The organism is Streptomonospora salina (genome assembly GCF_014204715.1).
GTDB classification, from domain to species: domain Bacteria; phylum Actinomycetota; class Actinomycetes; order Streptosporangiales; family Streptosporangiaceae; genus Streptomonospora; species Streptomonospora salina.
The window spans coordinates 2,337,497-2,350,556 of record NZ_JACHLY010000001.1; the positions used below are offsets into that span (position 1 = coordinate 2,337,497).

The following is a 13,060-nucleotide window of genomic DNA, read 5'->3' on the forward strand; positions in this document are numbered from 1 at the left end:
CTGCGCGAGTTCTACGAACGCACCAGCGAAGAAGCCGAGGCGCTGTTCCGGGCACGTGCACAGCAGTCCGGCCCCCCGCGTCCCGGTGGAGTTCGTCGCACGGGCGTGGGCGGGCGAGCTGATCGGGACGCTGGCGTGGTGGCTCCAAGATGAAGGTCTCGCTCACGTTGGCGTCGGCGAACTCCTGGGGCTATGACGGACCCGTGAATTCATCCCAACGACGACCCCAGCCATGATCGGACTGATCACCCCAGCCGCAAGGCCGACCGCTCCATCCAAGTACTCGCCTTCAAGGTCGACCGATTCGAAACGCAACGAAACGAAGGCGAAAAAAATCACGCCAACGGCGATCATAATGACGGCTCCCGCCATCCATGCGGCTCGCACCCGTCTATTTCCTGCATACCGCAAATAGCTGTTGGAAATCATGATGCCACCAGCGAGCACACCAAGTCCCGCGCCAACGTCGGTGAATACGACCTCCGCGCCCCCCGCATAGGAGTACATATCCCCCGCCAAGAGGTACACACCGGAAGCCATGAGCAGTACAATGAACCCGTTTCGGAGCCATTTCATCAAGTTGCTCTTGCCTTCTTAGGGATTCTCGTTCCACCTCGCCTGCAGAACCTTGACGGCCAGACATCCGTTCGGATAGCAAGCGTCGCCCTCAATCGGGGACTCCGATGCTGTTCTACCGCGCACGCCTGCCCTCGTCACAGTCGACCCCTCAACCTGGCCGCACGCACCATCCCCGACCGCCGTTCGGCCGCTCTCGGTTCGCGGCGGTGCAGTGCTCGTGCGCGTCACCAGCTGAGCAGGCGCCGGTCCCCGCTGGGCTCGGGAAGCCGGCCCAGCAGCATCCGCGTCCCCAGAGGGACGAGGGCCACGCACAGGGCCAGTGCGGTCGATCCCGCGTACAGCAGGTCGCTCTCCTTGAGCACACCGCTCCACACCGTCGCCCAGACGACCAGGAGCAGGGCCCGCCCTGTGCCGAGAACCCCCGCCCGGTAAGCGGCCGCGGCCAGGAGCGGTGCACCCAGGTACTGCAGCGCGCTGACGGTGACAGCGATCCGCCAGGGCCCATAGGAGATCTCCTGGTAGTTCTCCAGGGTCTCCGAGATCGCGTGCTCCAGCCCCGCGTCGTCGACCGTCTGGAAGGCGCTCTGCTCCACCCCGGCCACGTACAGGCGCGCGAACTGGCAGGTGATGAGCAGGACTCCGCCTGCTATCGCGAGTCGGGGAGACCGTTCGACGCACATGCGGGCCAATGCCGCGAAGGCGGGCCACAGGAGAAACGCCCCCAATGCGAAGAGCGCGTAGCCCGCGGTGACCAGGCCCGGGTTCTGTTCGTACAGGGCGAGTTGCTCGGGGGCGGCGAAGACGGACTCCTCCAGGGCGGCCCGCTCCTCGGGGCCGAGGGCGACGGTGCGCTGAACATGGCCGCGCACGAGCAGCCCGGCGAGCCAGAGCAGCGGGCCCAGGATCAGCGCGCACCCCGACACCCACCGTCCGGGGAACCACGGTTCGTTCTCGGACATGTGTACATCGTGGCTCACCTCCTCAAGGTGGCGCTGAACAGCGGTCTGTCGGCGTGCCGCGAACCGCGGACGTCGCACGTGCAGGTCCGAAAGCGCGTGCCGCCTGGCGATAGGGCCAAGGCCCGGGCGTGACCCGTCGCCGCGTGGATGCGTGGCAATGGCCCGGTGCGATCACTGGACGAACTCGTCGACGTCGAGGGTCCCGCATGGCCGGCGCTCCTGGAACGGTTCGCCGGGAGCCCGGCGAAGGTCCGGCACCTGGCCCCGGACGAGGAGCGCGGCCGTGCCTGCCTGATGCGGCTCCAGGTCACCGCGCGTTCCACGCTCGGCGCATTCGCCCTGCACTGCGGCGGTCTACTGCTGGACGAAGGCTGAACAGGGACTTCTGCCGCCGGATCCACGGCCGCGATCCCGGCTTCGTGGGCCTGGTCTGACGTTCGTACGGCTCGGCTGGATGCCCCTATGGGTGTCAGTCCTGCTGGACGAGCACGATGAGGTTGCCGCACGTGTCGTCGAACACCGCCTGCGCGCCGAATCCGGTCTGTGTCGGCTCCTGGGTGAACGTGACGCCGAATCCCTTCATCCGCTCGTAGTCCTGCTGGAGGTCCGTGGTGCCGAGCATGGTGAACGGCATGCCCGCGTCGTAGAGCGCCTTCTTGTACACCTGCGCGGCGGGCTCGCCGTCGATCCGAACCCCGGGGTTGCCGTCCGGTTCGAGCAGCAGCTCGACGCCGTCCGGCGCGTCGGGCGCGACGACGGTCAGCCATTTGGCGTCGCCGACCGGGATGTCGTGCTTCTTCACGAACCCCAGGACGTCGGTGTAGAACGCCAGGGCCTTGTCCTGGTCGTCGACCAGGATGCTGGTCACGGGAACGAACATCGTCGGCTCCTTTCTTCTCGTGGAACCCTCGGATACACGGTGATCGCGGTCCGCCCGATCCTGCGGGCGGCTGGACCGGACCGGGCACCAAGGTAAGGACCACCGACGACATTCGGGAGCCGCTCTTTGGGCGCTTCGGTCGTCGCAGGCGGAACGGCCCTACCACCGACTCTCCCGGGACCGGACTCGCTCGGCACGGCGGCGCGCGGCGGTCCGCCGCGATCCCGTCCCTTCCCGGCCCCGGGCGGTTCTCCGGGCGGAGCGGTGTCCCGGGACCGGACGCCGGTTCCGTGCCGGCGGAGCGCGGCATGGCCGCCCTCCGCTGCGGCTTCCACCGCACCGGCAGGCAGACATCCCTGTGTTTCGTGGGTAGTAGGGGTCCGGGACCGGGAGTCGCACTTTCGTGCCGGGACCAGCGGCCTGCCGCCGGCGCGGGGCCCGGCCGCACCGATCACCGCCGTGTGGAGACGGAGCCCTCGATTGCGTCGTGTCGAGTACAAGTGGCTGGTAGCGGTCACGTTCGTCTTCGGGCTGATCATGCAGATCCTCGATGTGACCATCCTCAACGTGGCGCTGGCGACACTGGGGCGCGAGTTCGGTGTCGACGAGGGAACCCTGCAGTGGGTGCTGACCGGGTACATGGTCAGCCTCGCGGTGTTCATCCCCGCTTCCGGCTGGATCAGCGACCGGTTCGGCAGCAAGCGCACCTTCCAGCTCGCCGTGCTCGTGTTCACCACGGCATCGGTACTGTGCGGGTTGGCCACGGGCATCGGATGGCTGATCGCGGCCCGGGTGCTGCAGGGCGTGGGCGGAGGCATGCTGGTTCCGGTCGGCCAGGCGATGCTGTTCCGCGCCTTTCCCGCCCAGGAGCGGGCGAAGGCCTCGGCGGTGCTGATGATCCCGACCAGCATCGCTCCCGCCCTGGGGCCGGTGCTGGGCGGTTTCCTGGTGGAGTACGCGAGCTGGCGCTGGATCTTCTTCATCAACGTGCCCATCGGCGGCCTGGCGCTGCTGTTCACCGTCGTGTTCCTGCGTGAGGAGGTGCAGGAACGCGCCGGCCGCTTCGACATCCCGGGGTTCGTCCTCGCCGGCGCGGGGTTGGCGAGCCTGCTGGTCACCCTGGACCGTGCGGCCCAGGCGGGCTGGGGCGAACCGTCGGTGTGGGGCGGCCTCGCCGCCGCCCCCGTGTTCATCGGCCTCCTCATCCGGCGGGAGCTCACGGCGCCGGAACCGATGCTGGACCTGCGCCTGCTGCGGGAGCGGCTCTTCGGCGCCGGCAACGCGGCGCTGGTGTGCATCACCGCCGGGATGTTCGGGGTGCTGTTCCTGGTGCCGCTCTACATGCAGAACCTGCGCGGCTCGTCCGCGCTGGAGGCCGGCCTGGTACTGATGCCGCAGGCACTGGGCATGGTCATCACCACGCAGTTCATCAGCCGCCTCTATCCGCGCGTCGGGCCGCGCCGGCTGCTGTTGGCGGGGCTCACGCTGATCGGATGCCTCAACCTGTCGTTCCAACTCGTCGGACTCTCGACGCCGTACTGGGTCCTGGGCGGGCTGATGTTCATCCAGGGGATCGGCATGGGAACGTCCATGGTTCCGCTGCAGGCCGCGACGTTCGCACAGACCGCCTCCGCGTCCATGGGCCGGGCTACGTCGCTGTTCAACGCCAGCCGCCAGGTCGCCACCGCGACCGGTGTCGCCGTGCTGTCGACCGTGCTGGTGGTCCGCGGCCAGGCCGAAACGGCGGCGCTGGGCCAAGCGGCGTCGAACGCGGCTCGCGCCCAAGCCCAGATGGCGGCCTACCACAGCGCCTTCCTGGCGGCTGTGGCCTTCGCCGTCCTCGGGCTGGTGGTCGTATCCCTCATCCGCGACTCCGACGCCGCCCCCAGCATGCGAGGCAGTGCCGCCTCGGGGTAGGTCGTTTTTCCCCGGTCACTGCGGGAGTCCGCAGGGACCGGGAAACCGTACCGACCCGACCCGCTTCTGCGATCCGCCCTGTGCAGCGGGCGGCGGCTGCGCCGGGGCTCAGACAGGTGGGGCCGTCACTCCGGCCAGTCGGAGTTTCTGATGACCTCGACGAAGTCGCCGCGGACGAAGCCGGGGACGCAGTGGGCGAGCACGTCGGCCTTGACGTTGCCGAACGTGGTCTCGGGGCGGTCCTTGACGCCCTCGGTGAACGCGGCCAGGATCCTGTTCTTGAAGTCCGGCCGGGGGTGGGCGGCGACCACGGCCGCGCGCTGCTCGTCGGTGACCGCGTCGTAGCCGATGCCGAGCACGTCCAGTTCCACTCCCCGTGTGACCAGGGCGATCTCGGCCGCCATGTGCAGCGGGATCTCCGGCGTGGTGTGCAGGGCGATCGCCGTCCAGACCCGGTCGGCTTCCTCTCCGGTGACGGCGCGGGCGTGCAGGAACCGGCGGGCCTCGTCGGCACCGTCGAGCTCGAAGCGCTGGTCGGTGCGCCCGAAGCGCTCGGTCAGCCCCAGGTCGTGGAACATCGCTCCCACATACAGCAGTTCCGGGTCGAACCGGAGCCCGTGGTCGTAGCCGCGCAGCGATCCCCAGAGGAACACGCGCCGGGAGTGGTCGAACAGCAGCGGTGAGGCTGTTTCCCGTACCAGTTCGGTCGCCTCCCGCGCCAGGGCGCTGTCTGGGATCCGCACGTCCGCGATGGATTCGCTCATGGTCGTTCTCCGCTTCCTCGTCGGTGGCCCGGGCCGGCAGACGCATTCCCGGACCCGCGTTCAGCAGCGGGGGCAGGGCCGCCTGCGCGGGCCGCGGGTGCCGCTCTTGTCCGGCTTCAGTCCACGGGGTCCCGGACGATGGGGCACGTCATGCAGTGGCCGCCCCCGCGCCCGCGGCCCAGCTCGGCGCCGTTGATCGTGATCACTTCGACCCCGGCCTTGCGCAGCGCGGTGTTCGTCCGGGTGTTGCGGTCGTAGGTGAACACGGTGCCCGGTGCGATCGCAACGGCGTTGTTCGCGCTGTCCCATTGCTGGCGTTCCGGTTGATCGCTGCTGCCTCTGGGCTATTCTCGCCCGCCCCTCGGCGGGCGCACCGCACCTACGCGCCTTCGGACCGCCGCCGCGCACGGTGGTTGGCCACGTTGACCCGGTTGCCGCAGATCTCCGGCATGCAGAAGCGACGGCGCCCGGCCCGGCTGGTGTCGACGAATACACCCGCGCACTCCGGTGACCCGCACGCGCGCACGCGCCCCGCTCCCAGGTTGCGCAGCACGCCCAGCAGCCCGACACCGACGAGTACGGCCAGCTCGTCGGCGAGCGGAGCCCCGTCCACCGTGGCGACCGCCCACTGCCAGCGCCCATCGCCGTCCCGGTCGAGACGGGGGCCGGCGCCGGCGCGGGCGACGAGCGACGCGGCGGCGGCTGCGAGCGCGTCCTCGGATCCGTTCTCCAAAGCGGCGCGGGTGTCGCCGCGCAGGCGGTGGACGGCGGACACATCGGCGTCGGCGGGACGTCCTCCGCCGTCCAGGGCCGCGGGGGTGAGCCCGTGCGCTGCGAGGAACGCGGACAGAGCGGTGGCGTCGGCCAGGGCGTCGCCGTCGCTGCGCACCTGCGGAGCGGTGTTGACGAGGGCCGTAGCGACACCCGCACCCGACGCGTAATCGGTAAAAAGTATCTTCACGCCTTACTCCCTGATAGGGTAATCGTTCTAAGGAAAGTTTACCGATTACGATTGAGGTTGCCATGCCCACCACCGAGGGCACCACCGCACCCGCCGCCGTCTCTTCGGCCTGGAGCCTGCCCGACCGCGTCCGCGTATCGGGCGGGCGGGTCGCCACGGGCGTACTCGGCCAGGGACCTCCCGTGATCCTCGTACACGGCACGCCGGCCTGGTCCTACCTGTGGCGCGGCGTCGCCGAACGGCTGGCCGAGCAGCACACGGTCTACATGTGGGACATGCTCGGATTCGGCGACTCCCGCGCCGATCCCGGAGTGGCCCCCTCGATCGCGCGGCAGGCCGCCACGCTCGCCGAACTGGTCGACCACTGGGAGCTGGACGCGCCCGCCCTGGTCGGCCACGACATCGGCGGCGGTGTGGTGGCACGCGCCCACCTGGTGGAACAGGTACCCGTGACTGCGCTGGCGCTGGTCGACGCCGCGGTGCTGGGGCCGTGGAACACCCCCTTCACCGACCACCAGCAGCGCTACGCCGAGGCCTGGCGCACGATGCCCGCCGACGTGTTCGCCGAACTGGCCGCTATCCGGCTGCGCAGCGCCGTCCAGACACCCATGCCCCCTGACGTGGCCGAGGCCTACCTCGCGCCGTGGGCCGGCCGGCAGGGCCAGAACCGCTGGGTCGACCAAGTCGCGGCGGTCGGCTACGCCGACACCCGCGATGCTGTGGAGCTTCTGGACTCGGTGACCGCGCCCACCCTGGTGCTGTGGGGCGAGCAGGACGGCTGGCTCGACCCGTCGGTCGGGTCCGACCTCGCCGCCGCCGTCCCCGGCGCGCGCCTGCGTACGGTCCCGGGTGCGGGACACTTCCTGCCCGAGGACGCCCCCGAAGCCGCGGCGCACGCCCTGTCGGAGTTCCTCGCCGGCTGAAGGCGGGCGCCACCCGGCCGCCCGGGGATGCGGGGACCGGCGGACGCGCGCCCCGGATCCGCACGCAGGCACCGGCCGGCCCTACCGGCATTGCGCGGGCCGTTCACCCCGGTGATCGGGTCCGTCGCCGCCCCGTCTCGACACGGCGGCGACGGACCCCGGCCGCTCGGCCTGCTGCCCGGCCGGGCAGGGTATACAGGCCCAACGACCGCCGGTTCACCGACGCCGATGCATCGCGTGCGCCCGCGCCGGGGCCGAACCGGGACCGCCGGAACGGTCGAGCGGCGCGCGGCGGCCGACCGACCCGACCCGCCAGTGGAGGAGCCACCCGTGAGCAATGTGGAAGCGGCCCCGCAGGAGGTCGTATGCGCCGAAGGCCCGGCCGCCGTGGAGCTGGTCGAACCCCGCGACGTGCCGCTGGGCGGTCCGCGCGCGATGACGGTACGGCGCACCCTGCCGCGCCGGAAGCGCTCACTGATCGGGGCCTGGTGCTTCGTCGACCACTACGGCCCCGACCGTGTGTCGGCGACCGGCGGTATGCAGGTGCCCGGCCACCCGCATACCGGGTTGCAGACGGTGTCGTGGCTGTTCGAGGGCGAAATCGAGCACCGCGACACCACGGGTGCGCACGCGGCGGTGCGGCCGGGCGAGCTGAACCTGATGACGGCCGGTTCCGGGATCGCGCACTCGGAGTTCTCCACGCCCGGAACCGACGTGCTGCACGGCGCGCAGCTGTGGCTGGCGCTGCCGCGGGCGCACCGGCAGGCGGCGCCCGCGTTCGAGCACTACGCCCCGCCGCAGACCGGGACCCGAGGCGCACAGCTGCGGGTGTTCCTCGGCTCGCTGGGTTCGGAGACCTCTCCGGTGGCGACCTTCTCGCCGCTGCTCGGCGCGGAGATCGTCCTCGACCCCGGCGCCCGGCTGCGCCTTCCGGTGGAGGAGTCGTTCGAGCACGGGGTCCTCGTCGACACCGGATCGGTGGACGTCGGCGGCGTCACCGCCGGCGCGGGCCGGTTGGCGTACCTGCCGCCGGGCCGGTCGTCGGTGGAGGCGCACGCCGACACGAGCGCGGGCGCCCGGCTGCTGCTACTGGGCGGCGAGCCGCTGAACGAACGGATCGTCATGTGGTGGAACTTCATCGGGTCCGACCACGACGAGATCGCCGCGTACCGGCGGCAGTGGCAGGACGAGCGCAGCGATCCTTCGCGGCGCGACCGCCGGTTCGGGGATTTCCCCGAGGCCTGGACCGCGACCCTGCCCGCCCCGGAACTGCCCAACGCACGCCTCATCCCACGGGAATGACCACCCGCGGCGCGCCTCGGTCGAGGCGGCCGCACCCGCGCACGGTCGCGCGCGGCCGGTCCGTGCACCGGCGGGGGCGCGCGATCGGCGCGCTCGCGGGGCGATGCGCTCGCCGCGGGCCCGCCGCCGTCGGCCGGGCGGCGGCGCGCTACGGTACCGGGTGTCGATGCGGCGTGGGTGAAGCCGGTTGACCGTCGGCGCCGCGACGGACCGCGAGGCGGCGGCACGCCGTGCCCGTGCACGCGCGTCCGCCCGGTCTCGGCCGTAGGCAGCGGGCCGTGCCGGCGTCCGGGCGCGCGCCGGCGACACGCGGTGCCCGGGTGTGCACGCGAGTCGCCACGGGAGCCACAGTGACCGGAACCGGAACCGCACCCGAGACGACGCCCGCCCCATCCGACGGCCCTGAAGCGCCGTCCGTGCGGATCGGCCTGCGCCCCATCGCCAGCCCCGCCCCGGTGGGGTTCATGGCTCTGGCGGTGGCGACCCTGATGCTGAGCGCGCTGCAACTGGGGTGGCTGCCCGCAAGCGAACGCGACCACGTGTCCCTGGTGCTGATCGCGTTCGCGTTCCCGTTGCAGCTGCTCGGCTGCATATTCGGCTTCCTCGATCGCGACATCGTGGTCGGAACGGCTATGGGCATCCTGGGCGGAACGTGGCTGTCGACCGCGGTCGTCTCCCTCACCTCCCCGCCCGGGGTGATCTCCATCCCCACGCTGGGGGTGCTGATGCTGGCCGTGTCGGTCGGCCTGCTCGTGCCCGCCGTAGGCGCGGCGACGGGCAAGCTGCTGGCCGCGGCGGTGCTGCTGGGCGCATCGGCCCGCTTCGCGCTGACCGCCGGCTACGAGCTGACCGGCACGCCGCTGTGGGCCACGGTCTCCGGCGTCGCCGGGCTGGTGCTGTTCGTGCTCGCGCTCTACGGTTCGCTGGCCCTGCTCGTCGAGGACATCAGCAAGCGCACGATCCTTCCGGTGCTCCGCCGGGGCGGCAGCCGTGCCTCGATGCGCGGCAACCTCCGCGAGCAGGCGGCCACGATCGAACGCGAGGCCGGGGTGCGCGAACAGCTGTGATCGCGGTTGCCGACCCGGCCCGCGCCCGCAGCCCGACGCCCGCCCCGGCGTCGCGCAGAGCGCTGCCGGGGCGGGCGGATTCCGAACGGGAGCGGTCGGGCTAGCGCGCGGGATCGCGGTTGTAGAGTCTCCTCGCCCAGAGGTAGGCGGCCAGGGCGACGGCGGCGCACCAGGCGACCGCGAGCGCCGCGCTGCCGCCGATCTCCGATCCCATCAGCAGCCCGCGCAGGGTCTCGCTGATGGGGGTGAAGGGCTGGTACTCGGCGACCTGCCGCAACCCGGTCGGCAGCGTGTCGGTGGGCACGAAGCCGCTGCTGAGGAAGGGCAGGAACAATAGGGGCATCGGGGTGTTGCTCGCGGTCTCGACGCCGTCGGCGACCATGCCGAGCGCGACCGTCAGCCAGGTCAGGGCGAAGGTGACCAGCACGAGCAGGCCGGCGGCCGCGATCCACGCGAGGGGTCCGGCGCTGGGCCGGAATCCCAGCAGCAGCGCCACCCCGGTGACGATCGCGAGGGCGAACAGCGTCTGGACGAGGGCCCCGACGACGTGGCCGGTCAGCACGGAGACGCGGGCGATGTCCATGGTGCGGAACCGGGCGATGATCCCCCCGGTCATGTCCGTGGCCACGGAGATCGCCGTCCCCTGGGCGACCATCGCCACGGTGATCAGCATGATGCCGGGGACGATGTAGTCGAGGTAGGCGGCGTGGCCGCCGGAGCCGCCGCCGAGCCCGGCTCCCATAGCGCCGCCGAAGACGTAGACGAACAGCAGGAGCAGGACGATCGGCATGCCGGCGAGCATGAGCGTCAGGGAGGGGTAGCGCAGCCGGTGCCGCATCTGGCGGCCCACCATCGTGGCCGAGTCGCCCGCGGCGCGGGTGAGTGTGGTCATCGTGCGGCAGCCTTCCGGGTGTCGTCGTCGGTGCTGGGGTGGCCGGTGAGGGAGAGGAAGACGTCGTCGAGGTCGGGGGTGTGCACGGAGAGCCCCTCGACCCCGATCGACGCGGCGTCGATGCGGTCGATCAGGGTCCGCAACGACGCGAGTCCGCCGTCGCTGGGGACCTGGAGCGCCAGCGCGTCGTCGTCCCGCGATCCGCCGAGCGCTCGGGCCGCCGAATCCAAAGCGCCGGCCTCGGCGAACTGCAGCCGGATATGGCCGCCGGGAATGCGGCGCTTGAGTTCCTCCGCCGCTCCCTGGGCCACGATGCCGCCGCGGTCGAGGACCGCGACGCGGTCGGCGAGCCGGTCGGCCTCCTCCAGGTACTGGGTGGTGAGGACGACGGTGACGCCGCCGGACACCAGCTCGCGGACGATGTCCCACATCCCGCGGCGGCTGCGCGGGTCCAGTCCGGTGGTCGGTTCGTCGAGGAAGATGATGCGGGGGTCGCCGACCAGGGTCATCGCGAGGTCGAGCCGGCGGTGCATGCCTCCGGAGTAGGTGGAGGCCGGCTTCTTGGCCGCTTCGGCCAGGTCGAACCGCTCCACGAGTTCGGCGGCGCGCCGGCGGGCGCGGCGGCGGCCCAGGCGGTGCAGATCGCCCATCAGCGTGAGGTTCTCCTCGCCGGTGAGGAGTCCGTCCACCGCCGCGTATTGGCCGGTGACGCCGATGGCGGCGCGCACCGCGTCGGGCTCGGTGTCCAGGTCGTGGCCGAGGATCCGCACGTCGCCGCTGTCGGCGGCGATCAGGGTGGACAGGATCTTCACGATGGTGGTCTTGCCGGCGCCGTTGGGGCCGAGCAGGGAGAAGACGGTCCCCGCCGGTACGTCCAGGTCGATGCCGTCCAGCACGACGTGGTCGCCGTAGGACTTGCGCAGGCCGGTGGCCGTGATGGCCGCTCGGGGGGCGGGTGGTGTCATTGCTGCCTCGTTTCTCGTTCGCCGCGATCGGCGGTGGTGTGCAGCGGCGGGTGTTCGGATCGGTCGGGTGTGCGCGCTCGCGGCGGCGGAGGGTCTGCGGGTCAGGCGCGGCGGACCACGATGTCGCCGTAGTTGGTGCGGGCATGGACCTCGACGGTCTCGTCGGCGTCGCCCGGGTCCTCGGCCGCTTCCAGGGAGCTGGTCACGCTTCCGTGTTTGGTGCTCGCGTCCAGCCAGGCGGCGGTGCCCTCGGCGATGCCGATTTCCAGTTCCCGGTAGGAGGTCTCCAGGTCCACGCGGCCGCGGACCACCTCGCGGATCCGGACGCCGCCGTGGGCGGTCTTGGCTTCGACGGAGTCCAGGGCGCGATCGGCGACGATGTCGCCGTGCGCGGTTTTCATCCGCAGCCGGCCGGTCACCGTGCCGAGGGTGACGGAGCCGTGGGTGGTCTGGACCGTGGCGGTGCCGTCGATCTCCCGGGCGCGGATCAGCCCGTGTGTCGACGTCAATTCGGCGTGTCCCGCCACCCGGTCCAGCACGAGGTTGCCGACGGAGGCGGTGATCCTGGAGTCGCCGAGGAGGCCGTCGCACCGGATGTCGGCGTTGTTGGCCTCGGCCTGGACCTGGGAACCCGCCGGCAGCTCGATGGTCACGTCGGCCACGCCTTTGCGCAGCAGCCGGCCCAGGCCGGTGTTGTCGGGGTCGTTCACCAGCAGCCGCCCGCCGCCGTACTCGATCCGGATCCGCTCTGCCAGGCGCACGTCGGCGTCCTTGGCGGCATCGCGCGGCTGGACTTCGACCGTCGTATCGGCGCGGTCGCCGGCGTCGATCTGGACGGTGCCGATGAACAGGTCGATCTCGGCGGTGATCGGTTCGGGTGTATCGAAAGTCGGCACAGGTGTCTCCCGGTCATGGCGCTTGTGGACGTCTCCCCCGGTGGGAGGCGTACGTAGGGTGGTGTCGAGGGCGGGCGGCTAGCGGACCCAGCCGGTGTAGTTGCGCCCGACCCGGCGGCTCGCGCTCCGGCCGACCCGGCGTGTCCCGGTGTCGAGCGCGGCGGCCACGGCACGCACCAGCCAGGCGTTGGCCGAGAGCCCTTCGCTGCGGGCGGTCTCCTCGGCCCGCAGCTTGAGGTTCTCGGGCATGCGCAAGGTGATCCGAGAGGTGCCCCCCTCGTCGGCGTCGGACGCACCCGCCGCTCCCCGGGCATCCCCGGCGACGTCATCGTGACGGCGCTGCGACGTCTCAGTGCCTCCCCCGGTGCCGTCTTCGGGCGGTTCGTCGGTCGGCGGTGGCGTCACGATGAAGTCGGGCCGGCCTCCGCGCAGCCGGACCTCGACCGATCCCGGGGCGAGGTCGCGGGTGATCTCGTCCGTGGCGGCGGACAGCGCGTCCAGCAGAGCCAGCCGCGCGGCCGGCTCCAATGCCGTGGTCAGGCGTTCGGCGACCGCTCGGGCGTCCTCGTCGCCCGCTTCGGCGGCGACCACAAGCTGGTGGCGGAGGTTGTCGATGTACGGCAGCAGATCCATGACTTCATGGTGACGTCACAGTGATGTCATGTCAAGCGTCATCCGGCTCGGTTCGACGCCATGCCTGCCTCCCGGCGTGTCGGCGCCGACCGAGCCCACCCGCCGCCGACATCTTCGCCTGGAGATGCGTCATGGTCTGCGCCGCCACCGGCAGCACCCGAGGAACCCCTCGAGACCCCCCGGAGACGGCTACCCCAAAGGCTGCGGCAATGGGGCGCAGCTCGCCCAGCGAGCAAGCCGGCTTGCCGCCGAGCGCACGCTGCGGGCTCCAGCGGGACCCGACGCCCGCCGGAGACGTCGGGCCTCCGCAGATATCGGCCCT

General features: G+C 71.5%; 14 protein-coding genes and 1 pseudogene. 5 read left to right on the forward strand and 10 right to left on the reverse strand.

Annotated features, from left to right (window positions below; all coding sequences use genetic code 11):
- Positions 1-162: 162 nt before the first annotated feature.
- Positions 163-576 carry a hypothetical protein gene (locus HNR25_RS10610; RefSeq protein ID WP_184634585.1) on the reverse strand — a complete coding sequence of 138 codons (414 nt, stop codon included), beginning with the start codon at positions 574-576 and terminating at the stop codon, positions 163-165.
- Between the two features lie 227 nt (positions 577-803).
- Positions 804-1,538, reverse strand: coding sequence for a hypothetical protein (locus HNR25_RS10615; protein ID WP_184634586.1), 735 nt, complete (start codon positions 1,536-1,538; stop codon positions 804-806).
- 165 nt (positions 1,539-1,703) lie between these two features.
- Here HNR25_RS10615 and HNR25_RS10620 point away from each other — a divergent pair, with 165 nt between their 5' ends.
- Complete coding sequence (locus tag HNR25_RS10620; RefSeq protein ID WP_184634589.1) at positions 1,704-1,913, forward strand: DUF2625 family protein; 210 nt, start codon at positions 1,704-1,706, stop codon at positions 1,911-1,913.
- A gap of 94 nt (positions 1,914-2,007) precedes the next feature.
- Here the strand turns inward: HNR25_RS10620 and HNR25_RS10625 are convergent, their stop codons facing one another.
- Positions 2,008-2,418, reverse strand: a complete 411-nt coding sequence (locus HNR25_RS10625; protein WP_184634591.1) for a VOC family protein — start codon at positions 2,416-2,418, stop codon at positions 2,008-2,010.
- Between the two features lie 480 nt (positions 2,419-2,898).
- Between HNR25_RS10625 and HNR25_RS10630 the strand changes: the two genes are divergently transcribed.
- A complete protein-coding gene (locus HNR25_RS10630) occupies positions 2,899-4,335 on the forward strand; it encodes an MDR family MFS transporter (RefSeq protein WP_184634593.1) in 1,437 nt (478 codons plus the stop codon).
- Between the two features lie 125 nt (positions 4,336-4,460).
- On the opposite strand, the gene HNR25_RS10635 is transcribed toward HNR25_RS10630, so the two are convergent.
- From HNR25_RS10635 to HNR25_RS26830, 3 genes and pseudogenes are all read right to left on the reverse strand, one after another.
- A complete protein-coding gene (locus tag HNR25_RS10635) occupies positions 4,461-5,099 on the reverse strand; it encodes an HD domain-containing protein (protein ID WP_184634595.1) in 639 nt (212 codons plus the stop codon).
- Positions 5,100-5,215: 116 nt separating this feature from the next.
- Positions 5,216-5,419, reverse strand: a pseudogene (locus HNR25_RS10640) (arginine deiminase family protein); the annotation flags it as partial.
- Positions 5,420-5,478: 59 nt separating this feature from the next.
- Positions 5,479-6,060 carry a CGNR zinc finger domain-containing protein gene (locus HNR25_RS26830; protein ID WP_184634596.1) on the reverse strand — a complete coding sequence of 194 codons (582 nt, stop codon included), beginning with the start codon at positions 6,058-6,060 and terminating at the stop codon, positions 5,479-5,481.
- Positions 6,061-6,122: 62 nt separating this feature from the next.
- Here HNR25_RS26830 and HNR25_RS10650 point away from each other — a divergent pair, with 62 nt between their 5' ends.
- The 3 genes from HNR25_RS10650 (at position 6,123) to HNR25_RS10660 (ending at position 9,352) form a co-directional block, all read left to right on the forward strand.
- Positions 6,123-6,983: an alpha/beta fold hydrolase gene (locus tag HNR25_RS10650; protein ID WP_184634598.1), complete on the forward strand. Its 861-nt coding sequence runs from the start codon at positions 6,123-6,125 to the stop codon at positions 6,981-6,983.
- A gap of 330 nt (positions 6,984-7,313) precedes the next feature.
- The gene (locus tag HNR25_RS10655) at positions 7,314-8,285 is read left to right on the forward strand and encodes a pirin family protein (RefSeq protein ID WP_184634600.1); all 972 of its coding nucleotides are present in this window, start codon (positions 7,314-7,316) and stop codon (positions 8,283-8,285) included.
- Positions 8,286-8,635: 350 nt separating this feature from the next.
- Positions 8,636-9,352, forward strand: a complete 717-nt coding sequence (locus tag HNR25_RS10660) for an acetate uptake transporter family protein (RefSeq protein ID WP_184634602.1) — start codon at positions 8,636-8,638, stop codon at positions 9,350-9,352.
- Positions 9,353-9,452: 100 nt separating this feature from the next.
- On the opposite strand, the gene HNR25_RS10665 is transcribed toward HNR25_RS10660, so the two are convergent.
- The 4 genes from HNR25_RS10665 to HNR25_RS10680 all read right to left on the reverse strand — a co-directional run bounded on the left by HNR25_RS10665 (position 9,453) and on the right by HNR25_RS10680 (position 12,738).
- A complete protein-coding gene (locus HNR25_RS10665; protein ID WP_184634604.1) occupies positions 9,453-10,244 on the reverse strand; it encodes an ABC transporter permease in 792 nt (263 codons plus the stop codon).
- The gene (locus HNR25_RS10670) at positions 10,241-11,209 is read right to left on the reverse strand and encodes an ATP-binding cassette domain-containing protein (RefSeq protein WP_184634606.1); all 969 of its coding nucleotides are present in this window, start codon (positions 11,207-11,209) and stop codon (positions 10,241-10,243) included. Before HNR25_RS10670 ends, HNR25_RS10665 begins: the two co-directional genes overlap by 4 nt.
- Positions 11,210-11,310: 101 nt before the next feature.
- Complete coding sequence (locus HNR25_RS10675; protein ID WP_184634608.1) at positions 11,311-12,105, reverse strand: DUF4097 family beta strand repeat-containing protein; 795 nt, start codon at positions 12,103-12,105, stop codon at positions 11,311-11,313.
- Between the two features lie 78 nt (positions 12,106-12,183).
- Entirely contained in the window at positions 12,184-12,738 is a 555-nt protein-coding gene (locus tag HNR25_RS10680) for a histidine kinase (protein ID WP_184634610.1), read from the reverse strand.
- Positions 12,739-13,060 lie beyond the last annotated feature (322 nt).

Bases quoted from the DNA above. Each gene is read 5' to 3' on its own strand.
- HNR25_RS10670 (WP_184634606.1), bottom strand. From the start codon at position 11,209: ATGACACCACCCGCCCCCCGAGCGGCCATCACGGCCACCGGCCTGCGC.
- HNR25_RS10650 (WP_184634598.1), top strand. From the start codon at position 6,123: ATGCCCACCACCGAGGGCACCACCGCACCCGCCGCCGTCTCTTCGGCC.
- HNR25_RS10680 (WP_184634610.1), bottom strand. From the start codon at position 12,738: ATGGATCTGCTGCCGTACATCGACAACCTCCGCCACCAGCTTGTGGTC.
- HNR25_RS10610 (WP_184634585.1), bottom strand. From the start codon at position 576: ATGAAATGGCTCCGAAACGGGTTCATTGTACTGCTCATGGCTTCCGGT.
- HNR25_RS10635 (WP_184634595.1), bottom strand. From the start codon at position 5,099: ATGAGCGAATCCATCGCGGACGTGCGGATCCCAGACAGCGCCCTGGCG.
- HNR25_RS10625 (WP_184634591.1), bottom strand. From the start codon at position 2,418: ATGTTCGTTCCCGTGACCAGCATCCTGGTCGACGACCAGGACAAGGCC.
- HNR25_RS10665 (WP_184634604.1), bottom strand. From the start codon at position 10,244: ATGACCACACTCACCCGCGCCGCGGGCGACTCGGCCACGATGGTGGGC.
- HNR25_RS10615 (WP_184634586.1), bottom strand. From the start codon at position 1,538: ATGTCCGAGAACGAACCGTGGTTCCCCGGACGGTGGGTGTCGGGGTGC.